The sequence below is a fragment of the Caldivirga sp. UBA161 genome (genome assembly GCF_002506515.1).
Classification (GTDB): Archaea; Thermoproteota; Thermoprotei; order Thermoproteales; family Thermocladiaceae; genus Caldivirga.
On the sequence record NZ_DAXS01000038.1, the window covers coordinates 29,065 to 49,572 of the forward strand.

Sequence of the window (20,508 nt, forward strand, 5' to 3'; positions counted from 1 at the left end):
CAAGTTAACCAAGGTAATGCTAAGGTTTTAAACGCATAGTGAAGTAGNNTAAAAAACTTTTCATTAAAGAACTTTGTGAAAAATGCCTTTACCTGAATGGAGACTTAGGTTACTGAGGCAACTGGATGCAGTGCTTATATTATTTGAATTGATTCTAAGTATAATATTTATCTCATTATCCTACATAAGGGGAAGCATGTACTTTAGGGGAGTTGGGGTTGGATTATTGATCGCCTGGGTAACTGGTGCAATAGCGTACTTATTTAAATCTAAGGCCTTAATCACCTCTAAGTAGTGATTTGAGGCATTGCATTCATTAATGAGAATTATGAATTAAGGTTAAGCTAAACTATATTTACCACTCTAATGTAGATTAATTATGGAGCTGGATCCAAGTGTGGCGCGCCTAGCCTACATGCTGTCTATAATATTTCTAGTGCTGGCTCTCTTCGCATTACCCTTTGATATTCACATTGAGGCTACCTTAATAATTAACCTAGTGGTAATAGGAATGCTCATCGCCTTTCTAGCATTCATAATAGTTAACGTTAGGAGGAATTCATGAGCGGTCCTACCTTAATATGGAAGCATCATTGCGTAGAATATTGGTTTAATGGGTAAACAGGCTAATATTCAGTAAACGCATTATAAAGAATTATGTCTTCAGCCATGGATAATATTACTAATAAGGTCTCTGAGAGGAGTGGCACGGGTGCGTTAATAGCGGCTATTAGGATGCTTAATAGGGGTGCTGTGCGCCATGCATTATCAGCCTTAATGAAGGAGGTTGAGTTTAATGGTGAGAGGAAACCTCTGCTTGAGTGGATTATGGCTGCCTACGCAGGTAATGAACCCTGCCCAACCATTGCGCATTTAGCATCGCCATTCTTTAAGGCTATGGTTAAATTAAGCATGAGTTACTTCCATGCTAATGAGGATGATGTTAAGCAGTTACTGAGTGATCCAGCCATTAGGAGGGGTATTGTGACCACACTTAAGGGTATTGCGTTATTTGGTGTAACCACACCGCAGAAGCTTCCAGCCCCATTCTTCATAGTTTGGAACTTCACTAACCTATGTAACCTTAAGTGCATTCACTGCTACCAGAACGCTGGTAAACCATTACCAAATGAATTAACAGTGGAGGAGAAGCTTAGGGTTGTTAAGGAGCTTGATGAGGCCGGTGTACCGGCAATAGCCTTATCAGGTGGTGAACCAACAATACACCCGGACTTCTGGGCTGTGTTAAGTGAAATGAATAGGAGGGGTTTCTACTCAGCGGTGGCCACTAATGGATTAATGTTCGCTAACATGGAGTTTGCTGAAAAGGCTAAGAAGGCTGGGTTAAGGTACGTGGAGATTAGTATTGATGCCGCTGATCCAGCTGTACACGATAAGTTTAGGGGTGTTGAGGGTGCTTGGGATAAGGCAGTTAGGGGGCTTATTAATGCCGTTAAGTTGGGCTTCAGTGTGGCCTTAGCCTTCACTGTTACTAAGACTAATATTGACCAGGTTGATAAGATACTTGACTTAGCCCAGGAAATAGGCGTAAGGAGGGTTGTATTCTTCAACTTTGTCCCAGTGGGTAGGGGTCGTGAGAACCTGGATATTGACCTATCCCCCGAGGAGAGGGAGGGCTTCATGAGGCACATTTACATGGAGATGAAGAGGAGGAACATGGAGATAGTTACCACCGCACCATACTACGGTAGGGTTGTTAACCAGTTAAGTAACAATAAGGATACAGCTCCAACTCACTTCGTGGTTGCCAGTGACCCAATAACAAGGGAGTTAACCGAATTCATTGGTGGCTGTGGGGCCGGTAGAATATATGCGGCCATTGAGCCGGAGGGCACGCTCACCCCATGCGTCTTCCTACCTTACCCAGTCGGCAACCTTAGGACTAAGTCATTCTGGAGTATTTGGATGGATCCATTCATGGAGAATTTCAGGGATAGGGGTAGGCTTAAGGGCTTCTGTGGCCAATGCCCATATAAGATGATTTGCGGCGGCTGCAGGGCTAGGGCATATGGTTACTTTGGTGATGTCCTAGCCCCAGATCCAGGCTGCATATATAATTCCAGGGAGTGGAGGAGGCTTAAGGAGGAGGCTGAGCAGTGGGCTAAGATTAAGGTCACGGTCTCTAAGCTAGGGTTTAAGTGAGGTGATTACTTAATGAGGGTGCTGTTAGCTGTTCCACCGAATATTGATAAAATGGAGATATATAAGGTTCTTGGACTCAGGGCACCACCACTTGGGTTAGCTTGGATTGCGGCAGTCCTTGAGAAGGCTGGGCATGAGGTTAAGATAATTGACTCACCCACTGAGGGTATTGACTTAGGAACCTTCATTAATGAGGTTAAGGCATGGGGTCCTGATATTGTTGGTTTAACGGCATTAACCCCAACAATATACAAGGCCTATGATGCTGTTAAGGCGATTAAGGAGTATGATAAGGACCTACCTGTAATGATGGGTGGGCCGCATGTATCATTCATGTATGAGGAGGCCTTAAATAATGGAGTTGATGTAGTGGTTAGGGGTGAGGGTGAGTACACTACCCTGGATCTCGTTAACACTATTGAGAAGATTGGGGTGAGTAAGGACGCGCTTAAGGAGGTTAATGGCATAGCCTTCAAGAGTGGTGGTGAGATTATTAAGACACGTGATAGGCCACCCATAAGGAACCTAGATGAGTTACCATTCCCGGCACGCCACTTATTACCAATGGATAAGTACACAATATTTGGTAAGCCAATTAAAATAATTCACATAATGGCTAGCCGCGGCTGCCCATACGGCTGCTCCTTCTGCTCAACATCATACTACTGGGGTAGGTTAATTAGGTATAGGTCGGCTAAGAATGTTGCCGATGAGATTGAGGATGCCGTGAATAAGTATGGTGCAAACACCATAGTCTTCACTGATGATGAATTCACACTGAGCAAGAGATTTGTTTACGAATTCCTAAGGGAATTAGAGGAGAGGAAACTGGATATAAACTTCTCCTGTGGCTCAAGGGTTGATACCATTGATAAGAAGATGATGAATGACTTATTGAATCATGGCTGCACAGCCCTTTACTTTGGTGTTGAGTCAGCAAGCCAAGACACCATAAATAGGATTGGTAAGAAGATAACCATTGAGCAGGCGATTAAAGTCTTTGAATGGGTTCATGAGCTTAAGGTTAATGCAGTGGCGTCATTCGTCATAGGCTTCCCGTGGGAAACCATAGATGACATGAAGAGGACGGCTAAATTCGCTGCTAAGCTTGACCCATCGTATGCTCAATTCACCGTGGCCACACCATACCCAGGCACACCCCTATACTACCAGGCGGTTAACGAGAATCTCATTGAGGATTGGAATTGGGAGCATTACACTACATTGAGGGCTGTCATGAGGGGCTACAGGTTCACTAGGCAGCAGGCTGATAAGATGCTTCAATACGCCTACAGGGTCTTCTACCTAAGGGCTGGGTTCCTAGCGAAGGAACTGTTGAATGGTAGGTTAAGCATGGTTATTACAGCCATTAAGAATTCAATTGTACCATGGTTCATTGATAGGTTAATGAGGCGGGGCGAGTAGTTGCTTACATTAAGGAATTGATTTAAATTAGGTGCTTCTTATCATCCGTAGAATCCTCCTTGCTGGCAGCAGCGCATTCTCAAACTGCTCCTTACTTATCCTTAACCCCATTAAGCTAAGCATGCTTAATAAGGAATTAACCCCACTGGAGAGTTCACCCCTCTCCATGTAGTCATGAATTAGATCCAGTATTGATATAGCAGTCTCCTTACCGAAAACCCTGGCAATCCATATTAATGCGTCGGGAACATTAATAAGCACCATGTTTCTGCCGGAAAGCCGTATAAGTAAGTAAATGTAGAGTAGGGTCACGTTATTCACTGTTACACATTTATTTAACTTACTGCAGTCACGGCTATTCATCATGTAACCATCGTAAATGCGAATACTGCCTTTAGTCTTAGAAATCCTTAAGTAAACCTTAATATCACCTAACTCAAGTAACTTAATGTTCTTACCTAGTTTATTCCTTGCCCTAAGCAGCCTCCTAAATAATTTATATACGGAATCCCTATCGCAATTCCTCATGGTTAACACTGATGTTGAAACCACGGGTAACCCCATGCAGTCTAAACCTAATGATAAACATAGGTTTACCCTATGGTAAAGTATGCGTAAGATGATGTGGGTGGTGTCTAGGTATGAGATTGGGCAAGTATTATCTGGAATTGATTTATAATCCACAGGTAACTAAAGTAAGTAGCCTATTTATTAAGCATTCTGTATGATAAACCATGAAGGGGTGCAGTATTATTAATGGTTAACTATGGCGCATGAGTAGTGATATTATGAGGCCCATTATAATGGCTAATGCATATATTGTGAAAATATACCATGGGATTCCGAATATTCCTGGGACAACGTAAATAATAATAGGGCCTATGTAAGCATTATTAAGCCACTCATTACCAAGGTACTTAACGTAAATAACCCATGGCCCAGCCTTATCAGTAATTATCCTTAATACAGTTTCATTACTTACTATAGTATTAATACTTCTTACTCTTCCACTTGAATTAACTAGAATTGATGCATTAGCGCTTGTTGGTAAGCTGTTATTAACCTTAATTAATATGAGCATAATTATTGAGTTACCTGAGGCTATTGTACCATTATTAAGCACCCTAATTAATACCCTTGGATTAGCCTTAATTACCTTCACTAATTCATTGAAGCCACATGATAAGTAATTATTATTACCAGGCCAGTACACGGTAATATTGTATAATCCTGGGTAGAATGGCCTATATGATTCCTGAAACCTACCGTTAGTTACGTGGACCATTATTAATGACTTATTCACGTAGATTGGTATTTGACTAATTGGTGCAGTTACGTTACCGCTTATTAAGAGTTCATCCCCCACTATGAATGACCCATTAATCCTCATATTAATTGTGCAGGGAGCCTTAAGAACCATTAGTGATGCCTCAGCCACTGATGGTAAGTAATTACGGGAGCCTGGGTAATATAGGGTTAAGTTGAAGTAACCTGCCTCATTAGGCTTCACGTAAGTGTAGCCTGTACCGTTGGCTGTATTAATGTAGCCTACGAATGATTTATTTAAGTACAGGTAAATTGAGGCTGTTATCCTCGGGTTTAGGTTAACCATTACTGTTAATGAATCCCCATATACAATTGTTGAGTTAACTAAGTAACTTATATTGACCTTAGCTGGTTCAACAATTACCTTAGCTTGGCTGGTTATTGAGAATGATTGTGATGGGGAGTATGTTACGTATATTACGTAAACACCAGTATTATTAGGCTTAAATGATAATAAGGCGTAGCCGCTTGAATTCGTTATTATTGAGCCTAATGCAATGTTAATCCCGTTTAGGGTAACTTGGTATTGAAGGGTTTGATTAACTATACCGTATCCCTCAGCTGTTAAGTTAACTATCATAGTGGCTGATTCCCCATACGTTATGTTAAGTAATCCAGGTGTAATGCTCATTATTGGCTTAAGTACGTTAAGTAGAATTATGGTGCTAAAGTAGTATGAGTACCCCCCGTAATCAACCATGGTTAAGGATACGTTTAAAGGCATTGGACCAGGTTGAAATGCCAGTAAATTCACTGCGAATTCCCCATTACCGCTCAGGACCACAGAACTACCACTAATGCTTACTGGGAACTGGGGTGATAATGGGGAGACGTAAACGTCCTCCTTAATGATTGGGGTTGGTACATTAACATTAATAATCACTTTAGAATCAACACCAAGTGGTACCGTTGAATTAGGTGATGTAATAAAGGGTGCCGGCTGATACGCATTTATGTTAAATCTAATTAATCCAACTACACAGCTACCGTACATGAATAATACTTGGGCATTATAAGATCCAGGGTTAACTATGAGGAAGCTATTACCTGTAACTTGATTATTAACAATAATCTCCATGGTTAAGTTTCTTAAGTATGAACTATGGAGGTCCACGCCATGGCCAGTTATTACAGGAATGCTTGAACCATTAGCCACACTTAAGGATGCTGAACCATAGGTAATGTTGACGGAGTACCATGGCCTTATTGAGTTAACTTGAAACGTATACATGGAGTAAGTCTGTCCATTGAATGTTAGTTGCGTTGAAACCGTACCATTTATGAATATTAATGGTTCCTGGAACACGTACTCACCATTAATGGTAACATTATAGGATGAGTAAACGCCACCCATATTACTAACCAGTTTTAAATTAACAGGTTCAGCTGAGTAAAGCACAAGATTCAATACTGGTGATGAATAGGGTATAATTACCCCAGAATTATTACTAGGTGATGTAGTTAAGCCGCATTGAGCCAGGTATGCACTAATTATTGCTGGCTTATACATTATTAGGCTATATAATCTGCTTATTGTGAAGTTCATGATGCTTAAGGTGATGTTAATGGAGTAATTACCATATGGCAGCGAGTAAACCGGCACATTAACTAATTGATAGGAACCCGCGGTGAGGTTAAGTGAGGTTGAGTATGAGTATACGTTGCCAATCCTGACACTTAACGTTGTGCTCTCATTAATGGGCTTAGTGGAGTTAATTATTGATGCATTAATTAGTAGAGTGAAGTAATTTAGGGGGGTTGATACTACATTATTGACTGGGTGCTTAACCCAACCCTCGTATGTCAAGCTGATTAAATTAACATTGAGAGTAATGTTAAGTATAGGCTTAGTGTAGTTGGTTACGTGGGTTGCATTAATTAAGCCACCTGGGTTAATCTGTGGATTAACTACAATAGCCAGTGAAGCCACTGCAATCATTAATACTAGCAATAGCCCCCTCATATTCAGTAAATTGGATTAAGGGTAACCTTATTAAGCATTATTCAAACCTATTGATTAGCTGCCTGTTCCCCTTGATTAGCCTGTTGAGCTGCCTTAGCCTTAATTATGCGTGATGTTGGTGCAAAGCCTATGCCGTCCTCAAGGTTCCTTGGGACAAGGTAACCAGGTGACCTAACCCTAACACCATTTATTGATACATGGCCATGCACTATTAATTGCCTAGCCTCATGAATTGACCTAGCCATACCCTTCCTATACACTAGCGTTTGAAGCCTGCGTTCAAGTATGGCGGTTACATCCAGCGCCAACACTGAATCCAATGGCATATTAATGTCGCTTATTAACCCCATTCTAAATAACCTATCCTTAAGCCTCTTCTCAGCCTCCTCTCTAACCTCCATTGGAGCTGAAAGTATCTCCCTAGCTCTATGCTTAATGCTCCTTAACAATGCCCTAGCCAACCAAAGCTCCCTCTTATTTCTCAAACCATACTCACCAACAAGCCTAAGCTCACTCATCAATAAGTCGCTATTCCATAGCCTCTTTGGTTTCCCCTCAACGTGCTTCTTCTTCGGTCTCTTGGGATCACCCATTACGCTCAACGTGAGCATATGGTATATAAATATTTCCCAGCATTAATCCACAGGAGTTAATAATATGCATTTAAGGTACACCTTACCTAAATTAGCATGCACTTGATTTAAGAATACTACATAGATTCAGCTTCAGGTAAGTTTTACCCCATGGTGAAAATTAATTAACCTAAGAATTAAGTGCATACATTATGAGTGGTGAAGTAGCAGTTTGCATGAGCCAGATTAAGGTTGATTTCAGTGATGTTGAGGGTAATTTAAGTAGGGCTATTGAAGCCATTAAGCGTTCCGCATCAATGGGTTGTAGTATTGTTGTCTTACCTGAAACACTGGATGTTGGATGGCTTAACCCTGATGCCCTTGAATTAGCTAAGCCAATACCTGGCCCATATAGTGACACCTTAGTGAACGCAGCTAAGTTGTACGGTGTATATGTTATTGCGGGCTTAACAGAGCATGATAATGGTAAAGTGTATGATTCAGCCATTGTAGCATCCCCAAGGGGTGAATTACTGTGGAAGTACAGGAAGATTAACTTACTCCCTGAGGAGCAGGAAATATATGAAGTTGGTGATAGGGTTGGTGTCGTGGGTACTGAGTACGGTAGGATTGGTGTAGACATATGTATAGATAATGCACCCAGTAACCTAGCTCTGGCCCACTCAATGGCTAGGATGGGGGCTGTTATGATACTTTCACCATCAGGTTGGGCAGTGCCACCCACATATGATTTGGGTAGAGAAAGTTACTTAAATGGGCCATATGGGAGGCATTGGGTTGTTTCATACATTACAATGTCTAGATTATATGATATAGCTATGATTGGTGTGAGCAGTGTTGGTGAAATGAGTAAGGGGCCTTGGAGGGGTTGGAGGCTAATAGGCTCATCTTTAGCCGTGGGGCCTGGGGGAGTAATATTAGTCAAAGGTAAGGAGGGCCCTGATGCTGAGGATTTAATAAGAGTTAACGTTAAAATACCTCCAAGGCAGGTTAAGGGTACTAAGTATGCTGAGCTCCTATGGAGCAGAGGCTATTTCATGCCGTAGCCGCTTCATTAAACACACTTACAACCATAAAATGCTTAAGCATTAACGTAGGCTAGCTTCAGTGTGATCCTAATTAACGTGATTAGTTAGCCTTATATGTTCTTAAGGCAGTATCATATGTAAATGCAGTGAATGCTAAACCACCGTAAATTACGAATACCTCATTGTTAGGCCTCCTATCATCTTGCTCATAGCCTATATAGGTGCTGTTGGCCTTAATGTTAGTAATTCTATTCCTCATGTTCCCTTTAGTTAAACCTAATGTGGAATTTATTCTTGGGACGTTCATTTTACTCACCTCGAGTTACTCTTCCACTCTAGGTTTTATAAAGCTTTCTCCTTTCAGAAAACTTAATTCATATTCAATATAGGGAATTCGGCAATCAATATAGGTAGTTAATTCCTTAGTAATGATGATCTTTAAGCTTAAGTGAATTACCCTAAGTATTAATCACATATCCTCCTCAATAACTCTTAATCCAAGCAACCTAGCCATTACCTTTAAGTCCTCCCTCCAGTCACCGTAGAACACTACCCTATGCCATCCAGCCCTCCAAACCCAATTCCTTGCTAACGCTTCAACATTAGCCTTAGCTACTAGTTTTGTGGCGCATGCCCTTAAATGATACTCATTATCAATCGCCTTAGCCGTATGCATAGCTAATACCCTCTCCTCAGGGCTTAAGCCAATCACGGTCACGGTTTCACCCACAGGTAGCTTAACATGTATTGAAAGCTTCTTACCACCTCCATGTGCTGGTGTTATTATGTATGGGCTTAAGTTCATTGAATCAAAACCCCTGGCGTTTACCGGTGCGTAACAGTGGAAGTAAACAATCTCCCCCTTACCCATGTCTGGTGCTGGGTCATTTATGAAGCCTGGGGCATTAGCGTAGAACTTCATCAATAGCATTAATGTTCCTGAAATCAAGTCCCCTTCACACACTGATACAACCTTATCCCTAAGCGTAAGCTCCATGAATGGTAGGCATGGCCAAGTATCAAGGAAGCCACTATTATAAAGCACTATATCATCAATGGTTACTGCATCAGCCTTATAATCCTCAATAAGCCTCCTAAGAGCCAGGTAAAGCCTAGCGGGTTTAACTAAGTCATCGATAGTGTGTTCAACAACCTTCTCAGCATTCTTAAACCACCTCTCAGCAATGGGTTTAGCTTCATCATCAGTAACCCTACTGTAGTACTTCTCACTGAAGTCCCTAATGTTAACTAAATCCACCTTAACACCGAATATCGATTGAAGATAAGCTGGTAAACTATAGAGGTCTACACTCAATGGATACTCTAAGCGCATTAAATTTAATTCATCAGGCCCAACCACTGCAACGATCCTAGAATCCCTTAACTTACCTATGGCCTCAAGCATCCTCACGTACTTATTCAGTGAATTTAAGTTAGATAAGTCCCTTAAGACAACACCAAATACAGGTAGGTTTGCCTTAAGCGCCCTAGAGTACTCCATTAGGAACTCACCTGAACCACCATAGGTATCGGAGAATAGTATTGTTGGGATACCCCTTGATAATATTGGCCTAACAATACTTGGAATACTCCAGAAATTAAAGACTAACAAACCAGTGGTGCCACTTGGTAACCTAGATACTGTGCTTGATGCCTCATTAATGCTTGATATTGTGAAGAAGTCGAATTCAATACCAGAGAAGGCCTTCTGCAGGTATTGTTTAGTATTGTCTATGAAATCCTTAGAGGCCCCTATGAAGAATACGGAAAGCCTCATGAATTCAAATATGTTTCCTTGAAATATAAGTTTTACTGTGGAATTATGAATAATCCTAGGTCATTTAATTCACCCAAGATATTTAACTCCAGTATTGGTAAGTCAATTAAATTATTGTTAAGGAGTATTTTATTCATAGCTACTAGGTAAACCAGCATTGAGTGGGGAAACCCTTATAAACACTCTATTTTTCAAGAACTTCAGCGGCGTAGGGAAGCCTGGTATCCTGCGGGGCTCATAACCCCGAGGTCGGTGGTTCGAATCCACCCGCCGCTACTTCCCATGCAGTGCATGGCTCAGCTTAAATGAGTAAGTTACGTGATTATGGTAATGTAGCATATTAGTTAATGTTTAATTCATGAAAAATGCAAAGCCTCAGGAGCTTCATTGCGTACTTGAGTTAATGCTTAATAAGGGAACTAGGCTTTACTCATGGCGATTGGGCGTAATGAGTAGTGTAATGGATCAAGTTAGTAGAATGGGTACGTATTTCATAGAGTTTGAGACCCCATTCAGTTGGCATTTAAGGGCTGTTAATAGGGTCCTATACTCTGGTGAATCAAAGTACCAGAGGATAGCCGTGGTTGAGTTTAAGGATTTAGGTAAGGCACTTGTGCTTGATGGTAAGGTTCAGAGTTCATTATTCGATGAGTTCGTTTACCATGAATCCTTGGTTCACCCAGCAATGGTGCTTAATGGGAATCCAGAGAGGGTACTTATAATTGGTGGAGGGGAGGGTGCCACCGCTAGGGAGGTGCTTAAGTGGGATACTGTTAAGGAAGTAGTGATGGTTGATATTGATGAGGAGGTGGTTAGAGTTTCCAAGGAGTATCTACCTGAAATGCACGGTGGGTCGTTCTATGATAATAGGTTTAAACTAATTATAGGTGATGGGAGGAGGTTCCTCGAGGAATCCAATGAGAAATTCGATGTAATAATAGTTGATGCAACAGACCCATTGGAAGGCGGCCCCTCATACCTACTATACACTGTTGAGTTCTATAAGCTTGCTAAGAGTAGGCTTACACCCAATGGAGTCTTAGCCACTCAGGCAACTAACATGGCTTACGCCTTAAGGGTTCTATCAGTGATATACAGGACTATTGGGACTATTTTCAGTAAGGTGAGGCCATATCAATCATACATGCACTCCTACGATGCCCCCTGGGGATTCATAGTGGCCAGTGATACTGCTGATGCACTGCAATTATCTCAAGCAGATATTGATAATGCCTTAATGAGGCACATTAATGGTAACACTAAGTATTACGATGGGTTAACTCATGTCCACATGTTCACTTTACCAAAACATATAAGAGCTGCACTTGAAGATAAGGAGGTTAAGCCAGCTACAGACTCAAACCCAACCTTCATGCCCATGTAACCCAGTAATGCCTCATAGCCTTAAAATTAAGGTTAAGCGCTATTTTATGAATGCGGTTTTAGTAAGCACTATAGTGTACTGGCATACGCCAGTCGAGTCCAATAGTCCTTAACCCAATCCTAGGCACCACTGGTGTTCTACGCTTATGTTCAGTTGAAATAACCCTCCTCCACACCTGCTCAATAAGGTTAAGGGGCTTTCCAGTGGCTTCCTGAGCCTTCTGGGGACTCATCCTTAAGTCAACTAAGGCATGGAGGATGACGTCAATGTCAGCGTAACTAATGCCTAATTCACCCTCAGCAGTCTGGCCCTCCCATAGGCGTGGGCTTGATGGTTTAGTTACTATTGAGTCAGGTAAGCCTAAACGCCTTCCAAGCATCCTAACTTGACTCTTATACACATCGCCTATTGGCAGTATATCGACACCGCCATCACCATACTTAGTGAAGTAGCCTATCAATAACTCGCTCTTATCCCCAGTGCCGGCAACAATCATGTTATTGAGGTTAGCGTAATAGTAAAGTATCGTCATCCTGATTCTAGCCAGTATGTTACCGTTGGCGACTATCTCATCCTCCTTGAAGGCACTTATTGTATTTGAGAATGATGCTCTAATGGGGTCTATACTCACTATATCATATTTTATGCCCAGCATTTGGGCTAATTGAACAGCATCCCTAACATCCTCAGGTGGTGTTGACTTATACGGCATTATTAAGGCTAAGACCCTATCCTTACCTAAAGCCTTAACTAGTAGTGATGCGGTTACGCTTGAGTCAATGCCACCACTAAGCCCTATAACAGCACCCTTAGCTCCTGTACTGCTTATGTATGTTTTTATGAAGTTCACTATTCTCCTCTCAATGTAATCGTAGTCAACGTTCAGTATTCTATCAAGGGTAATCCAAGGTTGCATATTAGGCTACACCACTTAACCTAATTAATGCTTTCGCCTTAAGGTTAATGATGTTAATAACCATGCATTATGCTTAAACTTAAGTATTATTAGGTGTATTTAACAGGAGTAGTTTTTAATCAATCATTAATCTTATTGCATAATACTGAGAAATTAATACGAATTAATATGAGTGTTTAGGAGTGTTCTAGAGTAAAGATTTTTAACTGGTGAATAGATTAGGAGCCCATGTCAATGTACCGTAGGGTTATTAGAATTGGGGAGAAGAGCATAGGGGTAACGTTACCTAAACAGTGGCTTGATTCACTGAATATTGGGCTTGGGGACTTAATAGAGGTTAAGGCAGTGGAGGATATGTTAATAATAAAGCCTGTTGTCTCTGAACATGGTTCAAGCAACACTGCAGTATTATCATCAGGTGATAGTTCCGATGAAGCCATGAGGATAATAATAGCTGGGTACATAGAGGGTTTTGACGACATAATGGTTAAGGGCCCTAGGGAAAGCATTAGGCGAGCCTACCAGATTATTGAATCCAAGCTACCTGGTTCCCTAATACTTGAGGGTGAGGAGGGTATTATGGTTAAGGTTGCTACATCGGAAACCAACATTGACCTTAAAATGGTTATAAACAGCACCTCAACAATACTTAATGCCATGTTTGATAAAATATCAACATACCTAGAATCCAGCGACTCCTCATTACTTGATGAAGCAGTAAGCATGGATGATCAAGTTGATAAGCTTTACTTCCTAGCCTTAAGGACAATTAAGAAGTTATCCTTCAGGGATCCTAAGGAATCAATAGATGATACAATAATAGTGAAGAATATGGAGCATGTTGCTGATGCCTTAGATAGGACGGCGGGAACCCTTAAGAGAATGCAGAAGATTGAGCCTGAATGCATTAAGGAGCTTAACAATAGGATTAAGGATGTTTGGTCATACACGCTTAGGGCAATAAATTCCTATCAATCCGGCTCCAAGGAACAGGCCCTGAAGGTAATAATGAGTAGGGAGGAGTTATTAAATAGAATGTTTAATCTGGTGAGGAAACCATGCGGTGAGGAGATGGCTGGGATAATGCATGAACTACAGTTGATAATAGCCCTATCAGTGGATATAGCTGAGGCAACATTCTCAAATTACGTTAGATCAGTCACCAAGAGGCAACCCAGTAAGGAGATTAATGAAGATAATAGTCAGCTTAATGAATCGTGAAGTAGCATGATATTGTGAATTAATTAAAGTATTATGCTTGATGCTTCCCAAAGCATCTTTGATGCGATTGACCTATCTCCAAGGTAGTATCGCTCATGGGCTGCGTCTGAAAGGGCAATTGAGGCTAGTGCCCTAAGGGGCATGTTAACGTAGGTATGCGTAATCTCCTTAATCTTAAGCCTTAGGTCACTTATCTTCATTATTAGCGCTGACCCAATAATTACCATTGAGTCGCCTAACTCCTTAATTAAACTATTAATCCTAGATACACCCCCCTCAGTAATAGCTACCATGGTAATCCCCTTATCCCCACTATACCTATTAACTAAACCATTATTAATTAACTTTCTTAACTCACCCCAAACGTCACTTGAGTACCATGGTGGATACTCATAACTTACCCCAAGGTGATTCCTTAGTAGGTACAGTATCATGAATAGCCTTAAAGCCTCCATCTTAGATTCATTCAATATAAGTAAGATCACATCGCTGAGCTCCACCCTTCTAAAGCCCGGGAGATTAATGAGATTACTGGAATTAGCCATTAATGAGCCGGCTAATGCATATTTATTAAGCATTCGTGGAAAGGTTTATTATCCTACCCCTTAATTCAACACCATGGAGTACTTAATTGTCAGATGCCCTAAGTGTAGTATGCCCTCAGCAGTGAGGCTTGGTTCAGTAAGCCACATGTGCCCCTACTGCGGTAGTAGGTTTAGGATAAGTGAAGGCACTATAATTACTAGGGCTAGGAATGGTAGGGAGGCCAGTGAGCTCATAAGGAGGATCCTGGCTCAACCCCATCATTAGGCTTAGTGAGTTCATCAGCCCTCGTTATTAACCTACCGAACTCATACTCATTAAACCACCCACACCCCTGAATCCTCACCTTAATTAGGCCTGAATCCAAGCTAACAATGGCCATGGTTCCATCTTCACCATTAGGGCCTATGAGTGAGCCAGGGTTAATTACTATTAATTCACCTAGGTTCTCAACCATTGCCCTATGAGTATGGCCAGTTAACACTAATCTAGCGTTAAAGTAATGGGCTAGCCTCCTTAAATGTAACCTAGCCTCCTTTTGGTGGCCATGAATAATAAGGAGCCTTAAACCCTCAAGGTCAAGTAACTCCTTATCCGGCAATGGTACTGCGTCGCTTTCACCAGCAACCGCAATTAATTCACCTAACCTCCTTAAATCATTTAAAACCTGTTCATTAGATAAATCACCAGTATGGATTATTATGTTGAAGTGCCCATTCATAATGAACTTCACTAGGCAATTATCAGGTAATCCGCCATTAACTATGTGAGTATCACCTATTACAGCTAACCTAATCATGCAGTTACTGGTGGGCTTCCAGTTATTAAAACCATACCCTATTAATGGCTCTGGGAATCTTTATAATTTAAGCCCTCTGAATATTAAGCATGAGTTGCAATTGCCAGTGTGAGGAATTGAAGGAGCTCTTGGAGGTGATGAGGAGGATTGAGGATAAGCTTGATAAGGCAGGCTTATCAGTGTTAGCTGACGTTGACTTATCATCCACGTTAACATCATTCATTAGATTACTAACTGAACCTAAGGTAATTGACTTAGTTGATAAGTTAACGAAGATACTGAACATGCTAAGCCTAATAAACCCATCAGCGCTCGTAACCTTAACCTACTCCCTAAACTGCATGAGTAAGAGCCTAAATAACGCTGAGATACTTAACGCACCTGAGGTTTCATTTAATGACTTATTGAAGGAATTATCTAAGCCTGAGTACAGTAAAGCATTGGGTGTTGTACTAATAATGCTTAGGAATATAGCCAATTGCATTGGGGAGGATATACATGCTAAAGGGGGTAGTGTTTGACCTGGATGGAACCCTAGCGGACACTGCAGTAATTCATGGCGAGGCATGGAGAATGGCCCTGAGGGATTTAGGTATACAGGCACGTATTAATGTTGAGCAGTTATTAGGTAAGAGGGCTCCTGAAATAGCCCTGGAGTTAACTGAGGGTAATAGTGAGCTGGCTCAGAGGCTATTGGAGAGGAAGAACAGCCATTTCAAGAGCCTCGTGGGTTTAGCTAAACCCAAGGCATGTGCAATTGAATTGCTCAAGGGCCTTAAGGATGCGGGAATTAAGCTAAGTGTCGTTACTTCATCAAACAGGGTTTCAGCATACTCAGTGCTTGAGGCAGTTAACATGATTAACCTAGTGGATTACATTATAACAGGTGATGATGTGGATAAGGGTAAGCCTAATCCAGAACCCGTAATTAAAGCGCTTAGGTTAATGAATAATGAACCAAGAGATGTTGTAGGTGTAGGAGACACTATACATGACTATGAGGCTTACTTAAGGGCAAACTTAAGGGCAATAGTAATAGTGGTTAACCCACTGATGATTAATTACATTACTCAATTCAAGGATGCATTAATCGTTGATAACCTATGCGTACTACTTAATGCTCTTAACGTAATAATAGGGCTTAATGCCTAAGAAGCTAATAACCTAGCCGGCATTCACATTCTTCTTACGAATTCTAATACATCATCAACATTGGCACTTAATGCTAAGATTCTAAAGCCCTCCTCAACCTTCTGTAAGGGCAATTACTATTACCTCCTCATCTTTTTCATAAAGTTCCTTTGCCTTTTCAAAGAACTCTTTTCAGCATGTAAAAATATACTTACCTCCCCATGACTAGATACCTTACCCCTGAAGACGAATTCCACCCCATATTTACTACTTATTACTCGCAAATATGCACTACCCAATGCTGACGGCGGGTGCTGAGCAGTAATGCCAATCCCATGAAGGGCTCCAGAGAGATGATGTAAGCCCCTAAAGCCAAGAAGAGCCGTCAGCAATAACGTTACTTTAAGGGGAGTACAACTGCCCATTAAGGCACGCTATGATTAATAGCCCGTTAAGTTTCCACTCCTTTAGTTTTTAACTTAATTTAAATCATTACCGCATTTATGTTAATGGACTTACTGATTATTCAATCCATTAATTAGTGAAATGGTATAATAGTTAAGGGTTAAGTACTATAGCCTGTGAGATGAATTAGTTAGGGAGTTAGAGGTTCATTATTGTTAAATACACTATGCTTGAGGGTATGTATAGTATGGCTAAGTATATTATAGCAGCGTGTTCAAATGGAACACCGGTGTCTAATGCAGTTAAGGTGGCTAGTATGGTTAGTGACATTATTGGTGTTAGGTAACTAATAATGTAGAATGGTATTAGGACTTGTTCCGTCACATGAGCAGTGAAGTAGTAGAGTAGGCTTATTAGGCTTACCGACACAGATATAGGGACTAGTGAAACCATTACATTGGCTAATTCCCTAAGGTGAATAATAATCGGCTTCAACCTATATGAAATAACATAATCCATCATCACATAAATGAGTAGGGAAATTAAAGTAACGTACCATGGTAGCATTGGGCCAACATAGGGGAATAAGAGGATTAACTTAACACTAGTAATCCATGACATTAACACACTAAGCAGAACCAGTGGTGTTGATATTGCCAATAGTATTAATGGATTAATGTAGTATAAGTAAACCCAGGCTGACCTTAATGAAATTAAGTTAAGCACCTTATAAAATGTTGATAATCCACGCAGCATATTATTGAATTCACTTGGAACCTTACTAAGTAATTCAGAGCCCTTATCGGTTATGAAATATTTACCATTCCTCTTAACCACAATACCCCTAGCCCTCATCTGCTCAAGATCATACACTATTATGGATAATGGCATGTGCGGAACAAGCCTAGTAATCTCCTGAACACTCTTAGGTCCATCCTCAAGTAGTGCAAGTAGTGAAATCCTCCTAGGCGTTGAAACTAAGCTAGCTAAATCCTCAGCCACATGTAGCTAGGCTGAGTTAACTTTAAACAATTACCGTTTAAGTAAGCTTTATTAAGTGCATTGCTGCTAATAGTAGGGTTAGGGAATGGAGGATTTGGATAACGTTAAAAGAACAATACTTGCATACATTCAGAGGAAGCGTAGCGTTAAGTTAAGTGAATTAAGGCAATGGGCCCTAGAGAACAACATAGGCTTACTCACACTCTACTTATCCCTAAGTAGGCTTATTCAAGAGAGGCAAAGGGACTTAACACTAGGTCCTCTTGAACCACTGATTAATGTTAACATTGAGTTTATGGGTAAGTCACTTGACCTCAAACTGCCCAGTGAAATAATTATACAGGGTAAAACTAAGAGGAAGGAAGGTGTTAAGGTTAATCAACGTAAACGCATAAGGGGGCAGAAGACGCTCTTGGATGTTCTTGGCAGTGAGGAGCCTGTTGAGAGGGAAGAGGAGGTAATTAATGAAGTTAAGGAAGCCACTAATGTACAGATTCAAGGCGTTGAAACTGAGGTTAAGGGTCAGGGGAATCAAAGTGAGGCCACACCTATTAGGCAAATTGAGCAGGTAACGCAAGGTAGTGTTACAGTTAATCAGCCTGCCGTTGAGGAGCAGGTTCAGGGTACTGGCAATGAGGCTATTGATCCATCTCAATTAACTCTTAGCCAATTATCACAATTAGTTGCGTCAGAGTTAAGGATAAGTGTTGAGGAAGCCACTAGGCTGGTTTCATCAATTGGACAGTACTTGAATAGGTATTGGAGCGTTGGGTTACTTAGGTTAATTGAGGACACGGCTAGGGGTACTAACCCTGACTTAATTCAGAGGTTGCTTAAGGTTCTTGAGAGATTAGGCTTCATTGAATTAACCAATCCAGGCATAGTTAATAGGAGGAGGAACATTAAGTTCCCTGTTTCAGACGCGAAAATAAGTGACTTAGTTTAACAATAAGTGAGGTATTGAGTATTGGCCGCTTAATGAGTGTAGCTTAATGTTACTACACATGATATATGATGCAATTATTTAGTCTTATGGTTAATGCAAATGCGAATTCACTTAAATTTACGCCATTACTTACACTCAAGTTAAAAAGTATGATGTTTCAAGCTAATGATGCAATACTTTTTAATTGCTCCCTGGGGTGATAAATTAACATGGTTAGGTTATTCGTAGCCGTGGACTTATCAAGTGAGGTGAAGGGTAAGGTAATTGCCTTTAGGGATGCAGTGTCCAGTAGTGGTGCCGATGTTAAGCCGGTTGAGGATGAGAACCTGCACATAACCCTACGCTTCCTAGGTGAGGTTAAGGATAATTTACTCCCTGAAATTATACATAATTTAAGCGCATTAAGCTTCAGCAGCTTCAGGATTCATGTAAAGGGTACTGGGGCATTCCCATCAATATCATCACCAAGGGTTATTTGGGTTGGTGTTGAGGAAGGCAGGGATCAACTTGAGGCGCTTCATAATGCCGTTGAGGAATTAGTGGGTAAATATGGGGTTAGTGATGAAAGGGAGTTCACACCCCACATAACTGTGGCTAGGGTTAGGGGTAGGGCTAGCGTGTTGGGTAAGTTAATTAATCAATGGAGGGAATTCGACTTTGGGTGGCAAAATGTGGATTCAGTAATACTTAAGAAGAGTACGTTAACCCCAAGGGGGCCAATATACGAGAACCTACTGGTCACTAAGCTTAAGTGAGGGTTAAGGAGGGTGCAATCATTAGAGTTAGGTTTTTAAGCATTACCATCATCTTCAGTTTGAGTAAGTATGCCACAGGTGAAGAGGAGGGAGAAGGCTAGTGAGGAGGTGGAGGAGCCTATTGGTAATGAGGAGGGCATCGAGCCGTCAGCGGCGCCAGTGACCACTGTTACCCAGCCTCAGTCCTATGATGTTGAAGAAATAGAGGGTGTTGGTAGGGTTACGGCCCAGAAGTTGAGGGAATCAGGCTATAATACGGCCTTAGATGTAGCCTACGCTGGTGTTAAGGAGCTTGAGGAGATACTTGGTAGTGAGGATAGGGCTAGGCAAATCATTGCAGCCGCCCAGAGGCTGGTTGGCTTAAATAACTTTGTCACCGCCCTTGAGGTCTATGAGCGTAAGAGGAATGTTCAATACATTACAACAGGCGTTAAGGCACTTGATGAACTACTTGGTGGTGGTATTGAGACCAGGGCCATAACTGAGCTTGCTGGTGAATTCGGGTCAGGTAAGACTAACTTCTGCCATCAATTATCAGTAATGGTTCAGCTACCTGAGGATAAGGGTGGGTTGAAGGGTAGGGCATTATTTATTGATACTGAGAATACGTTTAGGCCTGAACGCATTGTTCAAATAGCTAAGTATAGGGGTCTTGACCCTAAGGAGGCCTTAAAGAACATTTTCTATGCAAGAGCCTACAACAGTGACCACCAGATGCTTATAATTGATGAGGCTAAGAAGATAATTCCCAAGGAGAACATTAGGCTAATAGTCGTTGACTCATTAGTAGCCCACTTCAGGTCAGAGTACCCTGGTAGGGAGAACCTTGCTGAGAGGCAGCAGAAGCTTAACCACCACATTGCTCAATTACTTAAATTAGCTGACATATATAATGCAGCCGTGGTAGTCACTAACCAGGTAATTGCGCAGCCGGACATGTTCTTCGGTAACCCATTGAAGCCGGCGGGAGGTAATGTTATAGCTCATGGAGCCACGTATAGGATTTGGCTAAGGAAGGGTAAGGAGAACATTAGGGTTGCCAGAATCCTTGACTCACCAATGCATCCTGAGAGTGAGGCGACGTTTAAAATAACTGAGGAGGGGCTTATTGATGGTGAGCCGCAGTAGTCT

The 20,508-nt window shown here is 41.4% G+C and carries 23 protein-coding genes and 1 tRNA gene; 14 read left to right on the forward strand and 10 right to left on the reverse strand.

Annotated features, from left to right (window positions below):
- Positions 1-82: 82 nt before the first annotated feature.
- The 4 genes from BP896_RS04340 (at position 83) to BP896_RS04355 (ending at position 3,588) form a co-directional block, all read left to right on the forward strand.
- Positions 83-295 (forward strand): hypothetical protein, encoded by a 213-nt coding sequence (locus BP896_RS04340; protein ID WP_291766038.1) that lies wholly within the window; start codon positions 83-85, stop codon positions 293-295.
- Positions 296-379: 84 nt separating this feature from the next.
- Positions 380-565 carry a hypothetical protein gene (locus tag BP896_RS04345; protein ID WP_291766039.1) on the forward strand — a complete coding sequence of 62 codons (186 nt, stop codon included), beginning with the start codon at positions 380-382 and terminating at the stop codon, positions 563-565.
- A 104-nt stretch (positions 566-669) separates the two neighbouring features.
- Positions 670-2,163 carry a radical SAM/SPASM domain-containing protein gene (locus BP896_RS04350; protein WP_291766042.1) on the forward strand — a complete coding sequence of 498 codons (1,494 nt, stop codon included), beginning with the start codon at positions 670-672 and terminating at the stop codon, positions 2,161-2,163.
- 12 nt (positions 2,164-2,175) lie between these two features.
- Positions 2,176-3,588, forward strand: a complete 1,413-nt coding sequence (locus BP896_RS04355; RefSeq protein ID WP_291766044.1) for a B12-binding domain-containing radical SAM protein — start codon at positions 2,176-2,178, stop codon at positions 3,586-3,588.
- Between the two features lie 27 nt (positions 3,589-3,615).
- Here the strand turns inward: BP896_RS04355 and BP896_RS04360 are convergent, their stop codons facing one another.
- From BP896_RS04360 to BP896_RS04370, 3 genes are all read right to left on the reverse strand, one after another.
- Complete coding sequence (locus BP896_RS04360) at positions 3,616-4,272, reverse strand: hypothetical protein (protein WP_291766046.1); 657 nt, start codon at positions 4,270-4,272, stop codon at positions 3,616-3,618.
- Positions 4,273-4,348: 76 nt separating this feature from the next.
- The gene (locus tag BP896_RS04365; RefSeq protein ID WP_291766049.1) at positions 4,349-6,877 is read right to left on the reverse strand and encodes a hypothetical protein; all 2,529 of its coding nucleotides are present in this window, start codon (positions 6,875-6,877) and stop codon (positions 4,349-4,351) included.
- Between the two features lie 47 nt (positions 6,878-6,924).
- Positions 6,925-7,470: a 30S ribosomal protein S4 gene (locus BP896_RS04370; RefSeq protein ID WP_291766052.1), complete on the reverse strand. Its 546-nt coding sequence runs from the start codon at positions 7,468-7,470 to the stop codon at positions 6,925-6,927.
- Positions 7,471-7,661: 191 nt separating this feature from the next.
- Between BP896_RS04370 and BP896_RS04375 the strand changes: the two genes are divergently transcribed.
- Complete coding sequence (locus BP896_RS04375; RefSeq protein WP_291766054.1) at positions 7,662-8,516, forward strand: carbon-nitrogen hydrolase family protein; 855 nt, start codon at positions 7,662-7,664, stop codon at positions 8,514-8,516.
- Between the two features lie 82 nt (positions 8,517-8,598).
- On the opposite strand, the gene BP896_RS04380 is transcribed toward BP896_RS04375, so the two are convergent.
- From BP896_RS04380 to BP896_RS04390, 3 genes are all read right to left on the reverse strand, one after another.
- The gene (locus BP896_RS04380; RefSeq protein WP_291766057.1) at positions 8,599-8,805 is read right to left on the reverse strand and encodes a hypothetical protein; all 207 of its coding nucleotides are present in this window, start codon (positions 8,803-8,805) and stop codon (positions 8,599-8,601) included.
- A gap of 162 nt (positions 8,806-8,967) precedes the next feature.
- A complete protein-coding gene (locus BP896_RS04385) occupies positions 8,968-10,275 on the reverse strand; it encodes a hypothetical protein (RefSeq protein ID WP_291766059.1) in 1,308 nt (435 codons plus the stop codon).
- Positions 10,276-10,307: 32 nt separating this feature from the next.
- Entirely contained in the window at positions 10,308-10,433 is a 126-nt protein-coding gene (locus BP896_RS04390) for a hypothetical protein (protein WP_291766062.1), read from the reverse strand.
- A gap of 44 nt (positions 10,434-10,477) precedes the next feature.
- Here BP896_RS04390 and BP896_RS04395 point away from each other — a divergent pair.
- Positions 10,478-10,551 (forward strand) — tRNA-Met (locus BP896_RS04395).
- A gap of 82 nt (positions 10,552-10,633) precedes the next feature.
- Positions 10,634-11,659, forward strand: coding sequence for a polyamine aminopropyltransferase (gene speE, locus BP896_RS04400; RefSeq protein ID WP_291766103.1), 1,026 nt, complete (start codon positions 10,634-10,636; stop codon positions 11,657-11,659).
- 58 nt (positions 11,660-11,717) lie between these two features.
- Here the strand turns inward: speE and BP896_RS04405 are convergent, their stop codons facing one another.
- Complete coding sequence (locus BP896_RS04405) at positions 11,718-12,575, reverse strand: NAD+ synthase (protein WP_291766106.1); 858 nt, start codon at positions 12,573-12,575, stop codon at positions 11,718-11,720.
- Between the two features lie 228 nt (positions 12,576-12,803).
- On the opposite strand from BP896_RS04405, the gene BP896_RS04410 reads away from it, so the two are divergent.
- On the forward strand, positions 12,804-13,796 hold the full coding sequence (locus BP896_RS04410) for a phosphate signaling complex PhoU family protein (RefSeq protein ID WP_291766109.1): 993 nt from the start codon (positions 12,804-12,806) through the stop codon (positions 13,794-13,796).
- A 23-nt stretch (positions 13,797-13,819) separates the two neighbouring features.
- On the opposite strand, the gene BP896_RS04415 is transcribed toward BP896_RS04410, so the two are convergent.
- Entirely contained in the window at positions 13,820-14,281 is a 462-nt protein-coding gene (locus BP896_RS04415; protein WP_291766112.1) for a hypothetical protein, read from the reverse strand.
- 133 nt (positions 14,282-14,414) lie between these two features.
- Between BP896_RS04415 and BP896_RS04420 the strand changes: the two genes are divergently transcribed.
- Entirely contained in the window at positions 14,415-14,606 is a 192-nt protein-coding gene (locus tag BP896_RS04420; RefSeq protein WP_291766114.1) for a DUF1922 domain-containing protein, read from the forward strand.
- Here BP896_RS04420 and BP896_RS04425 read toward each other — a convergent pair.
- The gene (locus BP896_RS04425; protein ID WP_291766116.1) at positions 14,572-15,138 is read right to left on the reverse strand and encodes a metallophosphoesterase family protein; all 567 of its coding nucleotides are present in this window, start codon (positions 15,136-15,138) and stop codon (positions 14,572-14,574) included. The genes BP896_RS04420 and BP896_RS04425 overlap by 35 nt on opposite strands.
- Before the next feature lie 89 nt (positions 15,139-15,227).
- On the opposite strand from BP896_RS04425, the gene BP896_RS04430 reads away from it, so the two are divergent.
- Together BP896_RS04430 and BP896_RS04435 are read left to right on the forward strand one after the other, a co-directional pair.
- Positions 15,228-15,659 (forward strand): hypothetical protein, encoded by a 432-nt coding sequence (locus tag BP896_RS04430; RefSeq protein ID WP_291766118.1) that lies wholly within the window; start codon positions 15,228-15,230, stop codon positions 15,657-15,659.
- On the forward strand, positions 15,637-16,290 hold the full coding sequence (locus BP896_RS04435; RefSeq protein WP_291766121.1) for an HAD family hydrolase: 654 nt from the start codon (positions 15,637-15,639) through the stop codon (positions 16,288-16,290). The genes BP896_RS04430 and BP896_RS04435 overlap by 23 nt, the downstream gene beginning before the upstream one ends.
- Before the next feature lie 582 nt (positions 16,291-16,872).
- On the opposite strand, the gene BP896_RS04440 is transcribed toward BP896_RS04435, so the two are convergent.
- Entirely contained in the window at positions 16,873-17,676 is an 804-nt protein-coding gene (locus BP896_RS04440) for a hypothetical protein (protein WP_291766124.1), read from the reverse strand.
- Positions 17,677-17,761: 85 nt separating this feature from the next.
- Here BP896_RS04440 and BP896_RS04445 point away from each other — a divergent pair, with 85 nt between their 5' ends.
- The 3 genes from BP896_RS04445 to radA all read left to right on the forward strand — a co-directional run bounded on the left by BP896_RS04445 (position 17,762) and on the right by radA (position 20,505).
- Positions 17,762-18,622, forward strand: a complete 861-nt coding sequence (locus BP896_RS04445; RefSeq protein ID WP_291766127.1) for a hypothetical protein — start codon at positions 17,762-17,764, stop codon at positions 18,620-18,622.
- A 209-nt stretch (positions 18,623-18,831) separates the two neighbouring features.
- Positions 18,832-19,377, forward strand: coding sequence for an RNA 2',3'-cyclic phosphodiesterase (gene thpR, locus BP896_RS04450; protein ID WP_291766129.1), 546 nt, complete (start codon positions 18,832-18,834; stop codon positions 19,375-19,377).
- Positions 19,378-19,446: 69 nt separating this feature from the next.
- Complete coding sequence (radA, locus tag BP896_RS04455; RefSeq protein ID WP_291766132.1) at positions 19,447-20,505, forward strand: DNA repair and recombination protein RadA; 1,059 nt, start codon at positions 19,447-19,449, stop codon at positions 20,503-20,505.
- The last annotated feature ends 3 nt before the right edge of the window (positions 20,506-20,508 follow it).

What these genes read in the sequence shown, in the direction of transcription:
- BP896_RS04340 (WP_291766038.1), top strand. Translation starts at nt 83, where the DNA reads ATGCCTTTACCTGAATGGAGACTTAGGTTACTGAGGCAACTGGATGCA.
- BP896_RS04345 (WP_291766039.1), top strand. Translation starts at nt 380, where the DNA reads ATGGAGCTGGATCCAAGTGTGGCGCGCCTAGCCTACATGCTGTCTATA.
- BP896_RS04350 (WP_291766042.1), top strand. Translation starts at nt 670, where the DNA reads ATGGATAATATTACTAATAAGGTCTCTGAGAGGAGTGGCACGGGTGCG.
- BP896_RS04355 (WP_291766044.1), top strand. Translation starts at nt 2,176, where the DNA reads ATGAGGGTGCTGTTAGCTGTTCCACCGAATATTGATAAAATGGAGATA.
- BP896_RS04365 (WP_291766049.1), bottom strand. Translation starts at nt 6,877, where the DNA reads ATGAGGGGGCTATTGCTAGTATTAATGATTGCAGTGGCTTCACTGGCT.
- BP896_RS04370 (WP_291766052.1), bottom strand. Translation starts at nt 7,470, where the DNA reads ATGGGTGATCCCAAGAGACCGAAGAAGAAGCACGTTGAGGGGAAACCA.
- BP896_RS04375 (WP_291766054.1), top strand. Translation starts at nt 7,662, where the DNA reads ATGAGTGGTGAAGTAGCAGTTTGCATGAGCCAGATTAAGGTTGATTTC.
- BP896_RS04380 (WP_291766057.1), bottom strand. Translation starts at nt 8,805, where the DNA reads ATGAACGTCCCAAGAATAAATTCCACATTAGGTTTAACTAAAGGGAAC.
- BP896_RS04385 (WP_291766059.1), bottom strand. Translation starts at nt 10,275, where the DNA reads ATGAGGCTTTCCGTATTCTTCATAGGGGCCTCTAAGGATTTCATAGAC.
- BP896_RS04390 (WP_291766062.1), bottom strand. Translation starts at nt 10,433, where the DNA reads ATGCTGGTTTACCTAGTAGCTATGAATAAAATACTCCTTAACAATAAT.
- speE (WP_291766103.1), top strand. Translation starts at nt 10,634, where the DNA reads ATGAAAAATGCAAAGCCTCAGGAGCTTCATTGCGTACTTGAGTTAATG.
- BP896_RS04405 (WP_291766106.1), bottom strand. Translation starts at nt 12,575, where the DNA reads ATGCAACCTTGGATTACCCTTGATAGAATACTGAACGTTGACTACGAT.
- BP896_RS04410 (WP_291766109.1), top strand. Translation starts at nt 12,804, where the DNA reads ATGTCAATGTACCGTAGGGTTATTAGAATTGGGGAGAAGAGCATAGGG.
- BP896_RS04420 (WP_291766114.1), top strand. Translation starts at nt 14,415, where the DNA reads ATGGAGTACTTAATTGTCAGATGCCCTAAGTGTAGTATGCCCTCAGCA.
- BP896_RS04425 (WP_291766116.1), bottom strand. Translation starts at nt 15,138, where the DNA reads ATGATTAGGTTAGCTGTAATAGGTGATACTCACATAGTTAATGGCGGA.
- BP896_RS04430 (WP_291766118.1), top strand. Translation starts at nt 15,228, where the DNA reads ATGAGTTGCAATTGCCAGTGTGAGGAATTGAAGGAGCTCTTGGAGGTG.
- BP896_RS04435 (WP_291766121.1), top strand. Translation starts at nt 15,637, where the DNA reads ATGCTAAAGGGGGTAGTGTTTGACCTGGATGGAACCCTAGCGGACACT.
- BP896_RS04445 (WP_291766127.1), top strand. Translation starts at nt 17,762, where the DNA reads ATGGAGGATTTGGATAACGTTAAAAGAACAATACTTGCATACATTCAG.
- thpR (WP_291766129.1), top strand. Translation starts at nt 18,832, where the DNA reads ATGGTTAGGTTATTCGTAGCCGTGGACTTATCAAGTGAGGTGAAGGGT.
- radA (WP_291766132.1), top strand. Translation starts at nt 19,447, where the DNA reads ATGCCACAGGTGAAGAGGAGGGAGAAGGCTAGTGAGGAGGTGGAGGAG.